Origin of the sequence: Serpentinimonas barnesii, assembly GCF_000696225.1 — a bacterium.
GTDB classification, from domain to species: Bacteria; Pseudomonadota; Gammaproteobacteria; order Burkholderiales; family Burkholderiaceae_C; genus Serpentinimonas; species Serpentinimonas barnesii.
In genome coordinates this window covers 20,372-40,173 of record NZ_BAWN01000011.1, presented here as the reverse complement: position 1 = coordinate 40,173, position 19,802 = coordinate 20,372, and the positions used below count along the sequence as shown (strand labels likewise).

16 protein-coding genes and 1 pseudogene are annotated in these 19,802 nt (G+C 65.5%); 14 read left to right on the top strand and 3 right to left on the bottom strand.

Features of this window, described 5'->3' with window-relative positions; translation table 11 throughout:
- The first annotated feature begins 54 nt into the window (after nucleotides 1–54).
- On the top strand, nucleotides 55–1,485 hold the full coding sequence (gene pyk / locus SRAH_RS03625) for a pyruvate kinase (protein WP_029461993.1): 1,431 nt from the start codon (nucleotides 55–57) through the stop codon (nucleotides 1,483–1,485).
- Here the strand turns inward: pyk and SRAH_RS03620 are convergent.
- Nucleotides 1,463–2,410, bottom strand: a complete 948-nt coding sequence (locus tag SRAH_RS03620) for a LysR family transcriptional regulator (protein WP_029461992.1) — start codon at nucleotides 2,408–2,410, stop codon at nucleotides 1,463–1,465. The genes pyk and SRAH_RS03620 overlap by 23 nt on opposite strands.
- 102 nt (nucleotides 2,411–2,512) lie before the next feature.
- Here SRAH_RS03620 and SRAH_RS03615 point away from each other — a divergent pair, with 102 nt between their 5' ends.
- From SRAH_RS03615 to fba, 8 genes are all read left to right on the top strand, one after another.
- The gene (locus SRAH_RS03615; protein ID WP_029461991.1) at nucleotides 2,513–3,283 is read left to right on the top strand and encodes an HAD-IA family hydrolase; all 771 of its coding nucleotides are present in this window, start codon (nucleotides 2,513–2,515) and stop codon (nucleotides 3,281–3,283) included.
- Nucleotides 3,284–3,362: 79 nt separating this feature from the next.
- Nucleotides 3,363–4,457, top strand: a complete 1,095-nt coding sequence (locus tag SRAH_RS03610; protein WP_029461990.1) for a class 1 fructose-bisphosphatase — start codon at nucleotides 3,363–3,365, stop codon at nucleotides 4,455–4,457.
- Nucleotides 4,458–4,507: 50 nt separating this feature from the next.
- Nucleotides 4,508–5,392, top strand: coding sequence for a phosphoribulokinase (locus SRAH_RS03605; RefSeq protein ID WP_029461989.1), 885 nt, complete (start codon nucleotides 4,508–4,510; stop codon nucleotides 5,390–5,392).
- A gap of 27 nt (nucleotides 5,393–5,419) precedes the next feature.
- Nucleotides 5,420–7,450, top strand: a complete 2,031-nt coding sequence (tkt, locus tag SRAH_RS03600) for a transketolase (protein WP_029461988.1) — start codon at nucleotides 5,420–5,422, stop codon at nucleotides 7,448–7,450.
- Between the two features lie 46 nt (nucleotides 7,451–7,496).
- Nucleotides 7,497–8,210 carry a phosphoglycolate phosphatase gene (locus SRAH_RS03595; RefSeq protein ID WP_232840978.1) on the top strand — a complete coding sequence of 238 codons (714 nt, stop codon included), beginning with the start codon at nucleotides 7,497–7,499 and terminating at the stop codon, nucleotides 8,208–8,210.
- Nucleotides 8,211–8,235: 25 nt separating this feature from the next.
- Complete coding sequence (gene gap, locus SRAH_RS03590) at nucleotides 8,236–9,243, top strand: type I glyceraldehyde-3-phosphate dehydrogenase (RefSeq protein WP_029461986.1); 1,008 nt, start codon at nucleotides 8,236–8,238, stop codon at nucleotides 9,241–9,243.
- A gap of 13 nt (nucleotides 9,244–9,256) precedes the next feature.
- Nucleotides 9,257–10,525 (top strand): phosphoglycerate kinase, encoded by a 1,269-nt coding sequence (locus SRAH_RS03585; protein ID WP_029461985.1) that lies wholly within the window; start codon nucleotides 9,257–9,259, stop codon nucleotides 10,523–10,525.
- A gap of 24 nt (nucleotides 10,526–10,549) precedes the next feature.
- Nucleotides 10,550–11,617: a class II fructose-bisphosphate aldolase gene (gene fba / locus SRAH_RS03580; protein ID WP_029461984.1), complete on the top strand. Its 1,068-nt coding sequence runs from the start codon at nucleotides 10,550–10,552 to the stop codon at nucleotides 11,615–11,617.
- A gap of 74 nt (nucleotides 11,618–11,691) precedes the next feature.
- On the opposite strand, the gene SRAH_RS03575 is transcribed toward fba, so the two are convergent.
- Entirely contained in the window at nucleotides 11,692–12,015 is a 324-nt protein-coding gene (locus SRAH_RS03575; protein ID WP_029461983.1) for a P-II family nitrogen regulator, read from the bottom strand.
- A 160-nt stretch (nucleotides 12,016–12,175) separates the two neighbouring features.
- Nucleotides 12,176–13,177, bottom strand: a complete 1,002-nt coding sequence (locus SRAH_RS03570; RefSeq protein ID WP_029461982.1) for a sodium-dependent bicarbonate transport family permease — start codon at nucleotides 13,175–13,177, stop codon at nucleotides 12,176–12,178.
- A 316-nt stretch (nucleotides 13,178–13,493) separates the two neighbouring features.
- On the opposite strand from SRAH_RS03570, the gene SRAH_RS03565 reads away from it, so the two are divergent.
- The 5 genes and pseudogenes from SRAH_RS03565 to SRAH_RS03545 form a co-directional block, all read left to right on the top strand.
- Nucleotides 13,494–14,063 carry a thioredoxin family protein gene (locus SRAH_RS03565; protein ID WP_029461981.1) on the top strand — a complete coding sequence of 190 codons (570 nt, stop codon included), beginning with the start codon at nucleotides 13,494–13,496 and terminating at the stop codon, nucleotides 14,061–14,063.
- 9 nt (nucleotides 14,064–14,072) lie between these two features.
- Nucleotides 14,073–14,954 carry a CoA transferase gene (locus SRAH_RS03560; RefSeq protein WP_029461980.1) on the top strand — a complete coding sequence of 294 codons (882 nt, stop codon included), beginning with the start codon at nucleotides 14,073–14,075 and terminating at the stop codon, nucleotides 14,952–14,954.
- A gap of 121 nt (nucleotides 14,955–15,075) precedes the next feature.
- Nucleotides 15,076–16,608: a methyl-accepting chemotaxis protein gene (locus SRAH_RS03555; RefSeq protein WP_076606977.1), complete on the top strand. Its 1,533-nt coding sequence runs from the start codon at nucleotides 15,076–15,078 to the stop codon at nucleotides 16,606–16,608.
- Nucleotides 16,609–16,778: 170 nt separating this feature from the next.
- Entirely contained in the window at nucleotides 16,779–19,106 is a 2,328-nt protein-coding gene (locus SRAH_RS03550) for an NADP-dependent malic enzyme (RefSeq protein ID WP_045476063.1), read from the top strand.
- Nucleotides 19,107–19,364: 258 nt separating this feature from the next.
- Nucleotides 19,365–19,760: pseudogene (locus SRAH_RS03545) on the top strand (barstar family protein); the annotation flags it as partial.
- Between the last annotated feature and the right edge of the window lie 42 nt (nucleotides 19,761–19,802).

The following is a 19,802-nucleotide window of genomic DNA, read 5'->3' as shown; positions in this document are numbered from 1 at the left end:
AATAATGGTCTGATCCACCCCCGCCATCCATCCCTATACAAGGCCCAACACCCCATGAACCCACGCGCCACCAAGATCGTCGCCACCCTCGGGCCGGCATCCAACACGCCCGAGATTTTGCAGGCCATGATCGAGGCCGGTGTGAACGTGGTGCGGCTCAACTTCTCGCACGGCACGGCCGACGAGCACCGCCAGCGCGCCGCCATGGTGCGCGCCGCCGCGCAGCGCGCCGGGCGCGAGGTGGCCATCATGGCCGACCTGCAGGGGCCCAAAATCCGCGTGGGCAAGTTTGCCCAAGGGCGGGTGACGCTGCAATCCGGCCAGCCCTTCGTGCTCGATGCCGCGCGCAGCCAGCCCGGCGACGAAGCGGCCGTGGGGCTGGACTACAAAAACCTGCCCGACGAGGTGCAAGCCGGCGACGTGCTGTTGCTCAACGACGGCCTGATCGTGCTGCAGGTGCTGCGCATCGAAGGCGCGGCGGTGCACACCGAGGTGCTGCAAGGCGGCGAGCTGTCCAACCACAAGGGCATCAACAAGCGCGGCGGCGGCCTGACCGCCCCGGCCCTGACCGCCAAAGACATGGAAGACCTCAAGGTGGCCATTGGGCTCGAGGTGGACTTTGTGGCGGTGAGCTTCCCCAAAGACGCCGCCGACATGGAGCTGGCGCGCCAGCTGTGCCTGCTGGCCAACCCCTACGGCGCGCAGCCGGCCCTGATCGCCAAAATCGAGCGCGCCGAGGCCATCCCGGTGCTGGAGAGCATCGTGCTGGCCAGCGACGGCATCATGGTCGCGCGCGGCGACTTGGCGGTCGAAGTGGGCAACGCGGCCGTGCCGGCGCTGCAAAAGCGCATGATCCGGCTGGCACACGCGCACGACCGCTTCGTCATCACCGCCACGCAGATGATGGAAAGCATGATCCACGCCCCCATGCCCACGCGCGCCGAGGTGAGCGACGTAGCCAATGCGGTGCTCGATGGCAGCGATGCCGTGATGCTCAGCGCCGAAACCGCCGCCGGCAAGTTCCCGCTCGAAACCGTGCGCGAAATGGCGCTCATCTGCGAGGCCGCTGAACGCGCCGACCAGCACGACCTGGAGTCCGACTTCAGCGGCAAAACCTTCACCCGCATCGACCAGTCCATTGCCATGGGTGCGCTGTTTACCGCCTCGCACCTGGGTGCCAAGGCCATCGTGGCCCTGACCGAATCGGGCTCGACCGCGCTCTGGATGAGCCGCCACAAGGTGGGCCTGCCCATCTACGCCCTGACGCCGCGCCTGCGCGCGCAGCGGCGCATGACGGTCTACCGCAACGTGCACCCGCTGCTGGTGGACTCCAGCACCGACCGCGACACCGCACTGGCCCAAGCCGAGCAGCACCTCATCGGGCGCGGCATCGTGCAGCCGGGCGACGTCTATGCCATCACCTGCGGCGAGCCCATGGGCACCCCGGGCGGCACCAACATGCTCAGGATCTCCCGGGTGGAATAAAGGGCAGCAGTTGCCCAAAGCGCTGCGCCAAAAAGCCTTCGCCGCGCTCCAGGATGAAGTAGCGAAAAGCCTCTGCTGCGGGTGAGAGCACCTTGGACAGGGTGTGGACCAGGTTCCACGCCCGCACCACCGGGGTGCCCTCCACGTCGAGTTGCGCAATCAGGCCGTGTTCCAGTTCCAGCCCGATGGTGTGCAGCGACAAAAAACTCAAGCCCATGCCGGCCATCACCGCCTGCTTGATGGCCTCGTTGCTCGACAGCTCCATCACCACACGGGGCTGCAAGCGGGTGTTTTGCAAGAACTTTTCCATCGCCGCCCGGGTGCCCGAGCCGCGCTCGCGCACGATAAAGCCATAAGGCTCCAGCGCCGCCGGCGTGGGGTGGCCGATTTTGAGCAAGGGGTGGTCGCTTGGGGCCACGAACACCAGCGGGTTGGCGGCAAAGGGTTCGGTGCGCGTGGCCAGCTCCTTGGGCGGCATGCCCATGACCGCAATATCGACCTCGCCGCCTTGCAGCATGCGCAGCAACTGGTCGTGGTTGCCCAGCACCAGGCGCGTTTCCACGCCCGCGTATTCCTGACGAAACTGGCCGATCAGGTGCGGCAAAAAATACTGCGCCGTGCCCACCATGCCGATGGTCAACTGGCCGACCTCGACCCGCTTTAAGCGCGCTGCCGCGTCTTGCGCGTCTTTGAGGGTGGACAAAATTTTGCGCGCATAGACCAGCATGTACTCGCCGGCCGTGGTCAGCGACACCTTGCGGCCGCTGCGCTCAAACAGGGGAAGACCCACATTGTCTTCCAACTCCTTGATTTGCATGGTGACGGCGGGCGGGGTCAGGTGCAGCGATTCGGCAGCGCGGGCAAAACTCAGGTGGCGCGCCACCTCAGTGAAAACCCTAAGTTGGCGAAAGGTGGTGTTCTTCAATAAGTTTCTCCTGAATCGATTGTGAATTAATCGTAAATTTACCTTATCTCACTTCGAAACTATATTGCGGTTTCCACTTATTTTTGGTCCCCGCCCACCTCCATGCTCACTGCCCTAATCTTCGACGTCGATGGCACCTTGGCCGACACGGAAAGCGTGCACCTGGAGGCGTTTAACCACGCCTTCGCGCAAGAAGGGCTGGGCTGGCACTGGGACGTGCCGCTCTATACCCAGTTGTTGGACATCTCGGGCGGCAAGGAGCGCCTGCTGCACCACTGGCGCAGCGTGCAGCCCGATCTGAAAGAGGTCGACAGCGGGGCCGTGCGCGACACCGTGGCCCGGCTGCATGAAATCAAAACCGCCTACTACGAGCAGGTGGTCAGCGCCGGTGCGCTGTCTTTGCGGCCCGGGGTGTTGGCTTTGATGCAGGCCGCCTTTGAGCAAGGGGTGCAACTGGCGATCGCCACCACCACCTCGCCGGTCAACATTGCGGCGCTGCTGCGCAGCGCCATCGGGCCGGACTGGCGCAGCTACTTTTTGGCCATCGGTGACGCCAGCAATGCGCCCATCAAGAAGCCGCATCCGCAGGTCTACCAAAAAGTGTTGGCCGATATGCGCCTCGACCCGGCGCACTGTGTGGCTTTCGAAGACTCGGCCAACGGCCTGCAGGCTGCCAGCGCCGCCGGTTTGGCGACTGTGATCACCCCCACCAGCTACACCGCCCAGCACGACTTTCGTGGGGCGCTGCGGGTCTTGCCCGATCTCAGCCAACTCAGCTTGGCACAGTTGCGGCAGTGGTTAAGCGAACGCCAGGCCGAACCCGGCAGCCCCCCGCAGCCAGCGGCCAAACCGCGTGCCACAGCCAGGCGCTGAGGCGGCAACGGCACCCACGCGCGCTCCCTGCCCCGCATCCGCATAGCCCCTTGATCAATTAAAACCACCGAGACAACCCATGCTCCAGACCAACCGCTCCACGCTCACCCAATTCCTAATAGAAGAGCGGCGCCGCTTCCCCGGGGCCACTGGCGATTTCAACGCCCTCATCCTCGATGTGACGCTGGCCTGCAAGGCCATTGCCAGCGCCGTGGCCTACGGCGAGCTCGGGGGTGCCATGGGCAACCATGCCCCCGATGCGGGCGGCTCGGTCAATGTGCAGGGCGAAACGCAAAAGAAGCTCGACGTGCTCAGCAACGAGGTCTTCATCCAGCGCACCGAGTGGTCGGGCCACCTGGCGGGCATGGCGTCGGAAGAGATGGACTTGCCGCACCAAATTCCAGCCCAGTACCCGCGCGGTCACTATTTGCTGGTGTTCGACCCGCTGGATGGCTCCAGCAACATCGACGTCAACGTCTCGGTGGGCAGCATCTTTTCGGTGCTGCGCGCTCCGCAAGCGGTGATCGACAGCGGCCGCGATGTGGTCGAGGCCGATTTTTTGCAGCCCGGCGCCACCCAGATGGCCGCCGGCTACGCGCTCTACGGCCCCACCACCATGCTGATCCTCACCGTGGGCCGTGGCGTCAACGGCTTCACGCTGGACCCGAATCTGGGCGAATTCATGCTCACCCACCCCGACATGAAAATCCCGCCCGACACGCAGGAGTTTGCCATCAACGCCTCCAACGCGCGCTTCTGGGAGGCCCCGGTCAAGCGCTATGTGGATGAATGCCTGGCCGGCAAGACCGGCCCACGCGGCAAGGACTTCAACATGCGCTGGATCGCCTCCATGGTGGCCGAGGCGCACCGCATCCTGATGCGCGGCGGCGTGTTCCTGTACCCACGCGACACCAAAGACCCCAGCAAACCCGGTCGTTTGCGTCTGCTCTACGAAGCCAACCCGGTCGGCATGATCATGGAGCAGGCCGGGGGCCGCGCCAGCACCGGCCGCGAGCCGATGATGGGCGTGCAGCCGACCTCGCTGCACCAGCGCATCGGGCTGGTGTTTGGCAGCAAGAACGAAGTCGAGCGCATCGAGCGCTACCACCGCGAGCCCGCACTGGCCAAAGAGGGCGAGCCGCTGTTTGCCACACGCTCGCTGTTTCGCGACTAAGCGCCCGCAGCACCCAGCCCCAGAGTACAAAATTTAGGAGACCTGCCACCATGTCCGAACGCCACCCCATCATCGCCATCACCGGCTCCTCCGGTGCCGGCACCTCCACCGTCACGCGCACCTTTCAAAACATCTTTCGCCGCGAATCTATAACCGCAGCCGTGATCGAGGGCGACAGCTTTCACCGCTTCGAGCGCAAAGCCATGAAGCAGCGCATGGCCGAAGAAGAGGCCCAGGGCAACCGCCACTTCAGCCACTTCGGGGCCGAGGGCAACCGCTTCGAGGAGCTCGAAGCCCTGTTTCGCGACTACGCCGCCAGCGGCACCGGCAAAAGCCGCAAATACCTGCACAACGAGCTCGAAGCAGCCCCCTACGGCCAGGAGCCCGGCACCTTTACGCCTTGGGAAGATTTGCCTACCCACACCGATTTGCTGTTCTACGAAGGCCTGCACGGGGCGGTGAAAACCGAAGCCGTCGATGTGGCGCGCTACCCCGATCTGCTGATCGGCGTGGTGCCCACCATCAACCTCGAGTGGATACAAAAACTCATCCGCGACAAAACCCAGCGCGGCTACAGCCAAGACGCGGTGGTGGACACCATCTTGCGCCGCATGCCCGATTACGTGAACTTCATCGTGCCGCAGTTTGGCCTCACGCACGTCAACTTCCAGCGCGTGCCGGTGGTGGACACCTCCAACCCCTTCATCACGCGCGACATCCCCACCGCCGACGAAAGCGTGTGCGTGGTGCGATTTGCCCAGCCCAAGGGCATCGATTTCCAGTACTTGCTGAGTATGATCAGCGGGTCGTGGATGAGCCGCGCCAACACCATCGTGGTGCCCGGGGGCAAGATGGAATTGACCATGCAGCTCATCTTCACCCCCTTCATCTGGCGCATGATGGAGCGCAAAAAGCGTGCGCTCGGCTTGGCCTGAACCCGCCCCCGATCTGGAACACCTCGCATGAAAAACCCTAGCCCCGAACTGGCCCGCCGCATGGCCAACGCGATCCGCATATTGTCGGTCGATGCGGTAGAAAAAGCCAAGAGCGGCCACCCCGGCGCCCCCATGGGCATGGCCGAAATCGCCGAAGTGCTCTGGAACCGCCACCTCAAGCACAACCCGCTCAACCCGCTTTGGCCGGACCGGGACCGTTTCGTGCTCTCCAACGGCCACGGCTCGATGCTGATCTACTCCCTGCTGCACCTCACCGGCTACGACCTGCCCCTGAGCGAGCTGCAAAACTTTCGCCAGTTGCACAGCAAAACCGCCGGGCACCCCGAAGTGGGCATCACCCCCGGCGTGGAAACCACCACCGGCCCGCTCGGGCAGGGGCTGGCCAACGCGGTCGGCATGGCGCTGGCCGAAAAACTGCTGGCGACCGAGTTCAACCGCCCCGGCCACACCGTGGTGGATCACCACACCTACGTCTTTTTGGGCGACGGCTGCCTGATGGAGGGCATCAGCCACGAGGTCTGCTCGCTCGCGGGCACCCTGCGCCTGCCCAAGCTGATTGCCTTTTACGACGACAACGGCATCTCCATCGACGGCCACGTCGAGGGCTGGTTCACCGACGACACGCCCAAGCGCTTCGAGGCCTATGGCTGGAACGTGATCGCGCGCGTCGATGGCCACGACCCGGCCGCAGTGCAGGCGGCGCTGTTGCAAGCGCAGCAGCAGGCCGCCGCCGCCGACGGCAAGCCCACCCTAATCTGCTGCCAGACCGTGATCGGCCAAGGCTCGCCCAACAAGGCCGGTACGCACGATGTGCACGGGGCTGCGCTCGGGGCCGCCGAAGTGGCCGCCACCCGCGCCGCGCTGGGCTGGGAGCACCCACCGTTCGAGATCCCGGCCGACCTCAGCGCCGCCTGGGACGCACGCGCCAGCGGTGCCGCAGCCGAGGCCGCGTGGCAGACACGCTGGCAGGCCTACCGCAGCGCGCACCCGCAACTGGCGGCCGAGTTCGAGCGCCGCATGGCGGGCCAGTTGCCGCCCGACTATGCTGCCAAGCTGCCGGCGCTGCTGGAGGCCATCGCCGCCAAGCCCGAGGCTATTGCCACCCGCAAAGCCAGCCAAAACGCGCTCGACGCGCTGGCTCCGCTGCTGCCCGAGTTCTTTGGCGGCAGCGCCGACCTCACCGGCTCCAACCTGACCAACTTCAAGGGCTGCGTCAAGGCCGGCCGCGACACCTGGGGCAACCACCTGAGCTACGGCGTGCGCGAATTTGGCATGGCCGCCATCATGAACGGCATCGCCCTGCACGGCGGCTACCTGCCCTACGGCGGCACCTTCCTCACTTTTAGCGACTACTCGCGCAACGCCATCCGCATGGCGGCGCTGATGAAGCAGCGCGTAATCCACGTGTTTACCCACGACAGCATCGGCCTGGGCGAAGACGGCCCCACGCACCAGTCGATCGAGCACGTGCCCAGCCTGCGCCTGATCCCGGGGCTGGATGTCTGGCGCCCCGCCGATGGGCTGGAAACCGCCGTGGCCTGGGCCAGCGCCGTCGAGCGCCGCGACGGCCCGGCTGCGCTGTGCCTGTCGCGCCAGAACCTGCCCCGCGTCAGCAGCCTGGCGCAAGCCGAGGCCATCCGCCAGGGCGGCTACGTGCTGGCCGAAGTGGCCGACCCGCAGGCGCTGATCGTGGCCACCGGCTCCGAAGTCGAAATCGCGCTGCAGGCGCAGGCCGCGCTGGCCGCCGAGGGCGTGCGCGTGCGCGTGGTCTCCATGCCCTGCACCCAGGCCTTCGACCGCCAGCCGCAGGCCTACCAAGACAAGGTGCTGCCGCTCAACCTGCCCGCGCTGGCGATCGAGGCCGCGCACCCCGATTTTTGGCACAAATACGTGGGGCGCAGCGGCACTGTGCTGGGCATGGCCAGCTACGGCGAATCGGCCCCGGCCAAAGACCTGTACCGCCACTTCGGCCTTACCGCCGAGCGCGCCGCCGAGGCCGTGCGCGCCCTGCTCAAGCGCGCCCCGGCCGGCCATTGAGTCCCCCGTGCACCGCCCTGAGCCTACCCTGCAAAGCCTCTATCCCGTGAACCCTGCCCCCGTGAATTCAGCCCGCCCCTACGACCTGATCCTGTTCGACCTCGACGGCACCCTGATCGAGACCGCGCCCGAGATCGCTGACGCCGTCAACGACACCCTGCAAGAGCTCGGCCACCCAGCCGCCGCCGAGCAGCAGATCACCGACTGGATCGGGCACGGCACGCGCGAGCTGCTGCTGCAGGCGCTGGCCCAGGCTAGGGGCAGCGATGTGGAGGCGCAGCGCCAGAGCAGCGGCTTTGCCGCCATCGAAGCCCGCTTTGGCCAGCACTACCTGCAGCGCTGCGGCAGCCGCAGCCAGCTCTACCCGCAGGTGCGCCAAACGCTGGCAGCGCTGCGTGCGGCCGGTGTGCGGCTGGCGCTGGTGACCAACAAAGAAACCCGCTACACCGAGGCCGTGCTGCAAGCGCACCAGTTGACAGAGGCCTTCGACCGCGTGATCTGCGGCGACACCCTGCCGGTAAAAAAGCCCAACCCGGCCGGCATCCAAAGCTGCCTGGAGCAGTTTGGCGTGGCCCCCGAGCGCGCCCTGTTCGTGGGCGATTCCTCCATCGATGTGGCCACGGCGCGCAACGCCGGCCTGGCGGTCTGGGTGCTGCCCTACGGCTACAACATGGGCCAGCCGATCGAGGCCAGCGCACCCGATCGGGTGGTCGAGCACATCGGGGCCTTGCTGGCAGCCACCCCAGCCTTACAATTTTGAATTTTAATCCCGGAGACTTTCAATCATGAGCATCAAAGTAGGCATCAATGGATTTGGCCGCATCGGCCGCATGGTGTTTCGCGCCGCCATCGCCGAGTTCAAAGACATACAAATCGTTGCCATCAACGACCTGCTGGAGCCCGAGTACCTCGCCTACATGCTGCAATACGACAGCGTACACGGCCGCTTCAAGGGTGAGGTGGCGGTCGATGGCAAGGACCTGATCGTCAACGGCCAGCGCATCCGCCTGACCGCCGAAAAAGACCCGGCCAACCTGAAATGGGGCGAAGTCGGGGCCGAGGTGGTGATCGAATCCACTGGCATCTTCCTGACCAAGGAAGGCGCGCAAAAACACCTCGACGCCGGGGCCAAGAAAGTCATCATGTCGGCGCCCTCCAAAGACGACACGCCGATGTTCGTCTATGGCGTCAACCACGCCACCTACGCCGGCCAAGCCATCATCAGCAACGCCAGTTGCACCACCAACTGCCTGGCCCCGGTGGCCAAGGTCTTGAACGACAAATGGGGCATCAAGCGCGGCCTCATGACCACCGTTCACGCCGCCACCGCGACCCAGAAAACCGTTGACTCCCCCTCCAACAAAGATTGGCGCGGCGGCCGCGGCATCTTGGAAAACATCATCCCCAGCAGCACCGGCGCCGCCAAGGCGGTGGGCGTGGTGATTCCGTCCATCAAGGGCAAGCTCACCGGCATGGCGTTTCGGGTGCCCACCTCCGATGTGTCGGTGGTGGACCTCACGGTCGAACTCGAGCGCCCCGCCAGCTACGCCGAAATCTGCGCCGAAATGAAGGCCCAGAGCCAAGGCGCGCTCAAGGGCGTGCTCGGCTACACCGAAGACAAGGTGGTGGCGAGCGACTTCCGCGGCGAGCGCTGCACCAGCGTCTTCGACGCCGATGCCGGCATCGCTTTGGACAGCACCTTCGTCAAGGTCGTGGCCTGGTACGACAACGAGTGGGGCTACTCCTGCAAGTGCCTGGACATGGCGCGCGTGGTTGGCCAAGCTGCCAAATAAGCAAGGGCGCACGATGAACTTCCTGCGTTTCTCCGATCTCTGCGCCAGCGGTCAGGCCACTGGCAAGCGGGTGTTCATCCGCGCCGACCTCAACGTCCCTCTGAATGAGGCGCTGCAAATCACCGAAGACACGCGCATCCGCGCCAGCCTGCCAGCCATGCGCATGGCGCTGGACGCCGGGGCTGCCGTGATGGTGACGTCGCACCTCGGGCGCCCGACCGAGGGCCTGTGGCGCGCCGAAGATTCGCTGGCCCCGGTGGCGGCGCGCCTGAGCGAGCTGCTGGGCCGCCCGGTGCCCTTGATTGCCGACTGGGTCGATGGCGGTTTTGAGGTGCAGCCCGGCCAACTGGTGCTGCTCGAAAACTGCCGCCTCAACAAGGGCGAAAAGAAAAACAGCCCCGAACTGGCGGCCAAGCTCGGGCGGCTGTGCGACATTTTCGTGCACGACGCCTTTGGCACCGCGCACCGCGCCGAGGGCAGCACCTACGGCATCGCCGAAACGGCGCCGCTGGCCTGTGCCGGCCCCTTGCTGGCGGCCGAGATGGACGCCATCGGCAATGCGCTTGGCCTGCCTTTCGCCGGGCCGCCCCAAGAAGGGCAGCACCCCCTCGGGGGGCCTGGCGAAGCCAGGGTTGGGGGCACGTTACCGAAGCGCCCGCTGCTGGCGATCGTGGCGGGCTCCAAGGTGTCCACCAAGCTCACCATTTTGCAAAGCCTGGCCGACAAGGTCGATGGCCTGATCGTGGGCGGCGGCATCGCCAACACCTTCATGCTGGCGGCCGGGCTGCCGATCGGCAACAGCTTGGCCGAGCCGGACTTGGTGGAGCAGGCGCGCGCCGTCATGGCCGCCATGAAGGCACGCAGTGCCGAGGTGCCCATCCCCACCGACGTGGTGGTGGCCAAGCGCTTTGCCGCCGACGCCGAGGCCACGGTGAAGGCGGTGGCCGACGTGGCCCCTGACGACCTGATCTTGGACATCGGCCCCGAGACCGCTGCCCGGCTGGCGACGCAGATCGAGAACGCCGGCACCATCGTCTGGAACGGCCCGGTGGGGGTGTTCGAGTTCGACGCCTTCTCCCACGGCACCGAAACGCTGGCGCGCGCCATCGCCGCCAGCCCGGCCTTTAGCATCGCCGGTGGTGGCGACACGCTGGCGGCGATTGCCAAATACGGCATCGAGCCGCAAGTGGGCTACATCTCGACCGGCGGCGGGGCTTTCCTCGAAGTGCTGGAGGGCCGCACCCTGCCGGCTTTCGAGGTGCTGGCGCGCCGCGCCAACTAATTTTCTACAGCAACGGAGACATTCATGGCCCTCATTTCCCTGCGTCAACTGCTGGACCACGCCGCCGAACACGGCTACGGCCTGCCGGCTTTCAACGTCAACAACCTGGAGCAGGTGCAAGCCATCATGCAGGCCGCGGCGGCGGTCAACAGCCCGGTGATTTTGCAAGGCTCGGCCGGGGCACGCTCCTATGCCGGTGAGCCCTTTTTGCGCCACCTCATCGCTGCCGCGATCGAGATGTACCCGCACATCCCGGTTTGTATGCACCAAGACCACGGCGCCACGCCGGGGGTGTGCTTTCGCTCCATCCAGTCCGGCTTTAGCTCGGTGATGATGGACGGCAGCCTGCGCGAAGACGGCAAGACCCCGGCTTCCTACGAGTACAACGTCGAAGTTACGCGCAAAGTGGTCGAACTCGCGCACGCCTGCGGCGTGTCGGTAGAGGGCGAGCTGGGCTGCCTAGGCTCGCTCGAAACCGGCCAGGCCGGCGAAGAAGACGGCCACGGCGCCGAAGGTGTGCTGGACCATTCGTCCCTGCTCACCGACCCCGACGAAGCCGCCGATTTCGTGCAAAAAACCCAGGTCGATGCGCTGGCCATCGCCATCGGCACCAGCCACGGCGCCTACAAGTTCAGCAGCAAGCCCACCGGCAAGGTGCTGCGCATCGACCGCGTCAAGGAAATCCACCAGCGCATCCCCAATGTGCATCTGGTGATGCACGGCTCCTCCAGCGTGCCCGAAGACTGGTTGGCCATCATCAACCAGCACGGCGGCGACATGGGCCAAACCTACGGCGTGCCGGTGGAAGAAATCGTCGAAGGCATCAAAAACGGGGTGCGCAAGGTCAACATCGACACCGATCTGCGCATGGCCAGCACCGGGGCCATCCGCCGGCACTTGGCCAACGACCGCAAGAACTTCGACCCGCGCAAGTTTTTCAAAGAAGCCACCAAAGCCATGCAGGCGATCTGCGAAGACCGCTACCGCGCCTTTGGTTCGGCTGGCATGGCCTCGCGCATCGGCACCATCCACAGCTTGGAAGCGATGCAAAAGCGCTATGACAAGGGCGAGCTCAAGCCCCTGATCGGCTAAAGAGCCCGCGAGCAGCAGGCCTGGCCTGCTGCCACAGCCACAGAGCGCCACCCCGCCCGAGCAGCGGGGTTTTTTTACGCCCCGGCTGCGTCGGCTAGCTTGCGTGGCAGGATTTGTATGTCTTGCACAATCGCCTTGATGCGGTAGCCGCGCTCCATCAGGGCATCGATGTCTTCCAGCACCCCCATCAGCCGCCGCTCCGACAGGATGATGTGGATCATCACATTGCTGTCGCTGGGCAGGGTGCCGGTGTTGAGCCCCGAGGCTCCAGCCCCGGTAACAGAAGAAATGGTGTAGCCGCCGATGCCGCGCGGGGCAAGGGTCTCGATCACCATGCGCTGCAAAGGCTTGGCGGTGATCAGGATGAGCAGCTTTTTGTGTTCCAGTTGTCGTTTCATGGCGGGTCTCCAGGGTGGGGCAATCGGGGCAAGTCATGCACAAGCACAAGGGCGGGCAGCGTATGTGGCGCTGCCATGGGGCTTTGTGCGGGGTGAGCCGGTGGGTGCAGGCTAAATGAATACAGGCTCACAGAGCCCCCCACAGGAGCCGCCGCATTTTTTAGGCCACGCCATGGAGCCATGTGGCGTAACTGTAATACAGCGGCAAGCCCAGCAGCAAGTTGAACGGCAGCGTGATGCCCAGCGACGCAGTCAGGTAAATGCCCGGGTTGGCCTGTGGCAGCGAGGCCCGGCAGGCGGCCGGGGCGTCGATGAAAGATGCGCTGGCGCACAGGGCCCCAAATACAAAGGAGCCGCCCAACCCCAGCCCGATCGCCTGCCCCAGCGTCACGCCGACGATGCCATTGAAAACCGGCATCAGCGTGCCAAAGCCGAGCATGAACCAACCCACCTCGCGAAAGGCGCGGATGTGGCGCGCCGCGGTCATGCCCATTTCGAGCAGGAACAGCATCAGCATGCCGCGAAACAGGTCGTCGTAAAAGGGCGAAATTTGCTGCCACTGCGCGTCGGTGGTGAGAAAGCCGATCATCATGCCGCCGCCCAGCAACACAATGCCGCGCCCACGCAGGGTGTCGAGCAGCAGCTCGCCGATGCGGATCTGGTTCGGGTTGGCTTGGTTGCTGGCGGCCAGTTCGCGCGCCATGGCCACCCGCGCAATCAAGAGCGAGAAGATAACGGCAAACTCCATCAGCGCCACCATCGCGACCATGTAGCCACCGGCCGGCGTGCCCATGGCGGTGGCCAGCGTGAGCGAGGAGAAAAAGGTGGCGGTCGAGACCGAGCCGTAGTGCGCCGCCAGCGCCGCTGCGTTGCTGATGTCAAAGCGCCCCAGCAAGCGGGTTACCGAATAGACCAGCAGCGGGATGGCCACAACCATGAACAGCGTCAAAGCCAGCAGCGGCAACAGCCCGCCCAATTCGGCCTGCGCCAGCTCGCGCCCGCCCTCCAGCCCGATAGAAAACAGCAGGTAGATGGCCAGCAGGCTGATCACCGCTGCGGGCAGTTCAAGTTCGCTGCGTAAAAATCCGGCTATCGCACCTAAGACGAAGGCCAGGATGATGGGTTGGATCAGGTTGGCGATCAGCAGGTCGAAGCCGGGCATGGGGTCACTTTCGCGTGTGGCTGAGGGGCAGATGCGGATTAGACCGATGATGACCGTTCAGGTAAAGTCATTAATTTTTTATGATCAACTAAGCTTGTTATTAATTGATTGCCGGTTTTGGGTCGGCGCTGCGCTGTAGCGCCTTGGGTGGCTGCGTGTCTGCGCCGACGCATGCCCCGGCTCGCGCACGCTGCACCCAGATCGCTTGGGCTTAGAATGGGCCAACGCGATTCGCTGCACTGGGGTCGGCACCAAGGCCCGTGCACCGAGGGCCGTTTGGTTTCCCCCCCCCTCCCCGTTGTTAAAGCTCCACACCATGGCCCGCACACCCTCGACCATGCGCGCGCTGGGCAGCGCAGCGCCCGATTTCCGTTTGCCCGAGCCGCTCAGCGGACGCCAGCTGGGTTTGGCCAACTTCAGTGGCCAGCCGCTGCTGGTGATCTTCACTTGCAACCACTGCCCCTTTGTGCTGCACATCTTGGATGAGATGGTGCGCGTGCTCAACGCCTGCCAGGCCCAGGGTTTGGCGGTGGTGGCGATCAACGCCAACGACGTGGCGCGCTACCCCGACGATGCGCCCGACAAAATGGCGCAACTGGCGCAGCGCAAGGGCTTTGCCTTCCCCTACCTTTACGATGAAAGCCAGGCGGTGGCGCAGGCCTACCAAGCCGCCTGCACGCCCGACTTTTTCCTCTACGACGCGGCACACCAATTGGCCTATCGCGGCCAATTCGACGACGCCCGCCCCGGCAACGGGGTGCCGGTGACGGGCGCGGACTTGCGCGCCGCCATCGAAGCCGTGCTGGCCGGGCGCGCCCCGGCGGCCGAGCAACGCCCCAGCCTGGGTTGCGGCATCAAGTGGAAACCCGGCCACGAGCCGCATTGATGCCCGGCCGTGTCAAGCAACAGCCACCCGCTCCATGCCTTGCACGGCACGCGCCTGCTCAGTTTGGCGCTGAATCTGCCCGGGCCTGCGGCCTTGCAGCGCCTGCGCGCCATGGGCGCGCGCTGCACCCAGGTGCTGCCGCCCAGTGGCGACCCGATGGCGCAGTACAGCCCGCAAGCGCAGCAGCAGCTGGGCCTGGGCATCTGGCAGACCACACTGGATTTAAAAAGCGCGACCGGGCAACAGCGCTTGCACGCCTTGTTGGGGCGCGTCGACGTGTTGCTCACCTCCTTTAGGCCTGCCGCCCTGCGCCGCTTGGGGCTGGATGCCGAGTCTTTGCGGGCGCGCTACCCGGCTTTGTGCACCGTGGCCATCGTGGGGGCGCCGGGTGGCCGCGCCGATGAGGCGGGCCACGACTTGAGCTACCAGTCCGAAGCCGGGCTGGTGCCCGGTTTGCAGATGCCGGTGAGCCTGCTGGCCGACATGGCCGGGGCCCTGCTGGCCAGCGAGGCGGTGCTGCAGGTGCTGGCGCAGCGCCAGCGCAGCGGCGGCGGTGCGCACCGCGAGGTGGCGCTGACCGAGGCCGCGCACTGGCTGGCCTTGCCGCGGCAGTGGGGCTTGACGTCAGCGGGGGCCCTGCTGGGGGGAGGGCACGCCGGCTACCGACTCTACCCCTGCCTGGACGGGCGGGTGGCGCTGGCGGCGCTGGAGCCGCACTTTGCCACTGCGCTGGCGCAGTTGGTGGGGCTGGACATGCCGCCCATGCCCGACTGGGGCAGCGCACAGGCCCACCAAGCGGTAGCGGCCTTCATGGCGCAACGCACCCGTGCGCAGCTCGAGCAACTGGCCGCAGCGCACGATTTGCCCTTGCACACCTTGCCCGCAGGCTGATGCGCCTGCCTTGGCCGATGGGGTGCCACCCTCGCATTGCTGGCGGCTTTGTTTGGTACCATGAGGGGTAAGCACATGCTTGAATTGCATTACCCGCTGTCCACCCAAGCCCTTTGCAGCCATGAAAAATTCTACTGAGCAAGTGTCCGGTTTGCCCGCCCAGCACCGTTTGGGAGACGCCATTTTGCTGGTCGCGCTGGGCCTGTACGTGTTGGGCGCGGTGGCGTTGGGCTGGTGGTTCAACCGGCCCGATTTGTCGACCACCACCACGGTGCTGCTGGCCGTAGGGCTGGCGCTGCCCGGCGTGCTGGGTTTTGTGGCCTTGCGCGGCCATTTGGCGGCGCGCCTGCTCATCACCTTTTCGCTGGTGGCGCTGGTGGCCTTGCACATCCACACCGCCATGGGCATGCTCGAATTTCACTTCGGTGTGTTCGTCACGCTGGCCTTGCTGCTGGTCTACCTTGATTGGCGCCCGATCGTGTTGGCGGCGGCCCTGTTTGCGTTGCACCACATTGGGTTTGACCGCTTGCAGGCCATGGGAGTGGGGGTCTATTGCTTGAGCGAGCCCAACTTTGGCATCATCTTGTTGCACGCGTTCTACGTGGTGGTGCAAACGGCGCTGCAGGTGTTCCTGGTGCTGCGCCTGGCCGGCAGCGTGCGCGACAACGCCGAGGTGGCGGTGCTGGCCAGTGGCATCCGCCAAGGCGAGCAGATTTCGCTCGATACCCGCCGGGCGCAGGTGCAGGCCCCGCTGGCGCTGCAGTTGCGCGACAACCTCGATCGGATGGCGCAGGCGGTGGCAACGGTGCGCCACGCGGTCGACAGCGTGCTGTCGGCCAGCCAAGAAATTGCGGGCGGCAACCGCGATCTGAGCCAGCGCACCGAGCAAGCTGCCAGCAGCCTGCAGCAGACGGCGGCCAGCTTGGAGCAACTCACAGCGGGGGTGCAGCATTCCGCTGCGGCGGCGGGCCAAGCGCGTGAAATGGTGGCGCAAGCCGCCAGCCACGCGCAGCGCGGGGGGCAGGAGGTGGGGCAGTTGAGCGGCTCGATGGCTCAAATCCACCAAAGCAGCGAGCGCATCCGCGAGATCATCGGGGTGATCGACGGCATTGCTTTTCAGACCAATATTCTGGCCCTCAACGCCTCGGTTGAGGCCGCCCGGGCCGGTGAACAAGGGCGCGGCTTTGCGGTGGTGGCCGCCGAAGTGCGCACGCTGGCGCAACGCAGCGCCCAAGCGGCGCGCGAAATCAAAGACCTCATCAACGTCAGCGTGGAGCGGGTGCAAACCGGCAACGATCTGGTCGGTCGCGCAGCCCTCACCATGCAGTCCTTGGTGGACAGCGTGCAGCGCGTCAATGGCATCATGGCCGATATCGCTGCGGCGGCGCAAGAGCAAAGCGCAGGCATAGGGCAAGTCAACATCGCCGTCTCGCACCTGGATGCGGTGACGCAGCAAAACGCGGCCTTGGTCGAGCAAAGCACCGCAGCCACCGAGAGCCTGAGCCAACAAGCTCAGCGGCTGGAGCAGGCGGTGTCGGTGTTCCAACTCGGCCAAGCGGATACGGGGCGGACGGGGCAGACCGAGCAGCCCAAGCAGCGGCCTGCGGCCTTGCGCGGCCACGCCCCCAAGGCCCTGACCTTGCGCCAGCCCTGACCCACGCAGGGCCGCCGCGCAAGCAGGCCCTGCTGCGGGGCTGGAAAGGTTGGGCGGCGACAGGGGCGGTCTGTGCGCCCTACAATGCCAGTCAGCCGCATCCGCTGCCAGCCCCTGAGGCCAGCGGCGCCACCGTGTCATAGCCCCTGCACCCGCCGGAGACCGCATCCATGCTTACCCCACCCGAAGACCAGCGCGCCGAAATGCGCCGCGCGGCCCTCAAGTACCACGAATTCCCGACGCCGGGCAAGGTCGCCATTCGCGCCACCAAGCAGCTCACGAACCAGCACGACCTGGCGCTGGCTTACTCGCCCGGCGTGGCGGCGCCGTGCGAAGAGATCGTGGCCGATCCGGTGAACGCCTACAAATACACCAGCCGCGGCAACTTGGTGGCCGTCATCACCAACGGCACGGCGGTGCTGGGCCTGGGCGACATCGGGCCGCTGGCGGCCAAGCCGGTGATGGAAGGCAAGGGCGTGCTGTTCAAAAAGTTCGCCGACATCGACGTCTTCGACCTTGAAATCAACGAAAAAGACCCGGAACGGCTGGTCGAAATCATCGCCGCGCTGGAGCCCACCTTCGGCGGCATCAACCTCGAAGACATCAAAGCCCCGGACTGCTTTTATGTCGAGCGGCGCTTGCGCGAGCGCATGCAAATCCCGGTCTTTCACGACGACCAGCATGGCACCGCCATCGTGGTTGGGGCGGCGCTGCTCAACGGCCTCAAGGTGGTGGGCAAGCGCATCGACGAGATCAAGCTCGTCACCTCGGGCGCTGGGGCGGCGGCGCTGGCCTGCCTGGGGCTGCTGCTCAAGCTCGGGCTGCCGCGCGAAAACATCTGGGTCACCGACCTCGCCGGCGTGGTCTATGAGGGCCGAACCGAGCTGATGGACCCCGACAAAGCCCAGTTTGCCCAGCCCACCGCGCAGCGCAAGCTGGCCGAAGTGATAGCGGGTGCCGACGTGTTTTTGGGCCTCTCAGCCGGCGGCGTGCTCAAGCCCGAGATGGTGCGCGCCATGGCGCAGCGGCCGCTGATTTTTGCGCTGGCCAACCCCACCCCCGAAATCCTGCCCCACGAGGTGCAGGCAGTGCGCCCCGACGCCATCATGGCCACAGGGCGCAGCGACTACCCGAATCAGGTCAACAACGTCCTGTGTTTCCCCTACATCTTTCGCGGTGCGCTCGACGCCGGCGCGCGCACCATCAGCGACGAGATGGAGATTGCGGCCGTGCACGCCATCGCCGAGCTGGCACAAGCCGAGCAAAACGAGGTGGTGGCGGCGGCCTACGTGGGCGAACAGTTGTCCTTTGGGCCGCAGTATCTGATCCCCAAACCCTTCGATCCGCGCCTGATGATCAAGATCGCGCCGGCGGTGGCCGAGGCGGCCGCGCGCTCGGGTGTGGCGCTGCGCCCGATCGCCGACCTCGAGGCCTACCGCGAAAAGCTGCAAAGCTTCGTCTTTGCTTCCGGCACCATCATGAAGCCGGTCTATGCGATTGCCAAGCAGGCGCAGCACAAGCGCATCGCGTTCGCCGAGGGCGAGGAGGAGCGCGTGTTGCGCGCCTGCCAGATCGTGGTCGATGAGGGGCTGGCGCGCCCCATGCTGATCGGGCGCCCGGCCGTGATTGGGCAGCGCATCGAAAAGTTTGGGCTGCGCTTGCAGGTCGGGCGCGATATCGACGTGGTCAACATCGAGCATGACGAGCGCTACCGCGAGCTGTGGCAGGACTACCACCGCTTGCAAGAGCGCCGTGGCGTGACCGAGCAGATCGCCAAAATCGAGATGCGCCGCCGCCTGACCCTGATTGCTGCCATGCTGCTGCGCCGGGGCGACGTCGACGGACTGATCTGCGGCACCTGGGGCACGCCGCAAATCCACCTGCACTACATCGATCAGGTGATCGGCAAGCGCCCGCACGCCAGTTGCTACGCCGCCATGAACGCGCTCATGCTGCCCGGGCGCCAGGTGTTCATGGTCGACACCCACATCAACTACGACCCCAGCGCCGAGCAACTGGCCGAAATCACCCAGATGGCGGCGCGCAAGATGTTGCGCTTTGGCATCACGCCCAAGGCGGCGCTGCTGTCGCATTCCAACTTTGGTTCCTCCGACCAGCCCTCGGCGCTCAAGATGCGCCGCGTGCTGGAGCTGTTGCGCGAGCACGCGCCGTGGCTGGAAGTAGAGGGCGAGATGCACGGCGACGTGGCGCTCGATGCCGCCGCCCGCATGCGCCTGATGCCGCGCAACGCGCTCGAGGGCGAAGCCAACTTGTTGGTGCTGCCCAATGTGGACGCCGCCAACATTTCTTACAACCTGCTCAAGACGGCAGCCGGCGGCGGCATCGCCGTCGGGCCGATGCTGCTCGGGGTGGCCAAGCCGGTGCACGTGCTCACCGCCAGCGCCACGGTGCGGCGCATCGTCAACATGACGGCGCTGTGCGTGGCCGAGGCCAATGTGGGGCCGCGTGCGGTCGCAGCAGGCGCCACGGGCGCTTGATACCCGCTGACGCCAGAGGATTTTGCTTGCATTTTCGGGGTGCTTGAGGCAAAATCGGGGGATCGTTTCGAGGCAAAGGTGGCGTTTCGCATCCGCAGATCGCCCCCAAGCCTCGATTTGGGTATCGTGTTTTTTCCACGCAGCCAAGCGCTTGTTAACACGCTCGACGAAATAGCCGGACGGGCTTTTTAGTGGCGCTGCCGCATAGCGTTTGGTTGGTCTTGTTTTCTTTTTTCTATTTTCTGGACCAGCGCCGAGATGGACAACCCCCTTCGTCACGTGCGAACCAACATCGTGCAATCGATCCGTGCCCACACGGTCAAAGACTTGCAAGCCGCAGCCGAGCAACTCGGGCACCGCTTCCTGTATGCCGACCTTGCCGCCGCCCTGACCAAGCAAGACGTGATCGACCTCGTGGCCCAGCACCCCAACTTGCCGGTGCAAGCGACCAAAAACTTCGACGCCTTGCACGACAAGCTCACCGATGGGCTGCACAAGTCGGGCCAGCAAACCGGCTTCATCGTGGTGCTCGAACACATCCCAACGGGCCCCAAGTTCGACAAAGAAGCGCGCGAGCAGTTGCTCGACATTTTTCGCGACGTGGCCGACTACTGGAGCGAGCGCAAGGTGCCTTTTCGCTGCTTCTACTCTTTCTCGGTGGCGCGCGCGCCCAAGGCGGCCGATCTGCAGCTGGGC

Bases quoted from the DNA above. Each gene is read 5' to 3' on its own strand.
- pyk (WP_029461993.1), top strand. From the start codon at position 55: ATGAACCCACGCGCCACCAAGATCGTCGCCACCCTCGGGCCGGCATCC.
- SRAH_RS03615 (WP_029461991.1), top strand. From the start codon at position 2,513: ATGCTCACTGCCCTAATCTTCGACGTCGATGGCACCTTGGCCGACACG.
- SRAH_RS03610 (WP_029461990.1), top strand. From the start codon at position 3,363: ATGCTCCAGACCAACCGCTCCACGCTCACCCAATTCCTAATAGAAGAG.
- SRAH_RS03605 (WP_029461989.1), top strand. From the start codon at position 4,508: ATGTCCGAACGCCACCCCATCATCGCCATCACCGGCTCCTCCGGTGCC.
- tkt (WP_029461988.1), top strand. From the start codon at position 5,420: ATGAAAAACCCTAGCCCCGAACTGGCCCGCCGCATGGCCAACGCGATC.
- gap (WP_029461986.1), top strand. From the start codon at position 8,236: ATGAGCATCAAAGTAGGCATCAATGGATTTGGCCGCATCGGCCGCATG.
- SRAH_RS03585 (WP_029461985.1), top strand. From the start codon at position 9,257: ATGAACTTCCTGCGTTTCTCCGATCTCTGCGCCAGCGGTCAGGCCACT.
- fba (WP_029461984.1), top strand. From the start codon at position 10,550: ATGGCCCTCATTTCCCTGCGTCAACTGCTGGACCACGCCGCCGAACAC.
- SRAH_RS03575 (WP_029461983.1), bottom strand. From the start codon at position 12,015: ATGAAACGACAACTGGAACACAAAAAGCTGCTCATCCTGATCACCGCC.
- SRAH_RS03570 (WP_029461982.1), bottom strand. From the start codon at position 13,177: ATGCCCGGCTTCGACCTGCTGATCGCCAACCTGATCCAACCCATCATC.
- SRAH_RS03565 (WP_029461981.1), top strand. From the start codon at position 13,494: ATGGCCCGCACACCCTCGACCATGCGCGCGCTGGGCAGCGCAGCGCCC.
- SRAH_RS03555 (WP_076606977.1), top strand. From the start codon at position 15,076: ATGAAAAATTCTACTGAGCAAGTGTCCGGTTTGCCCGCCCAGCACCGT.
- SRAH_RS03550 (WP_045476063.1), top strand. From the start codon at position 16,779: ATGCTTACCCCACCCGAAGACCAGCGCGCCGAAATGCGCCGCGCGGCC.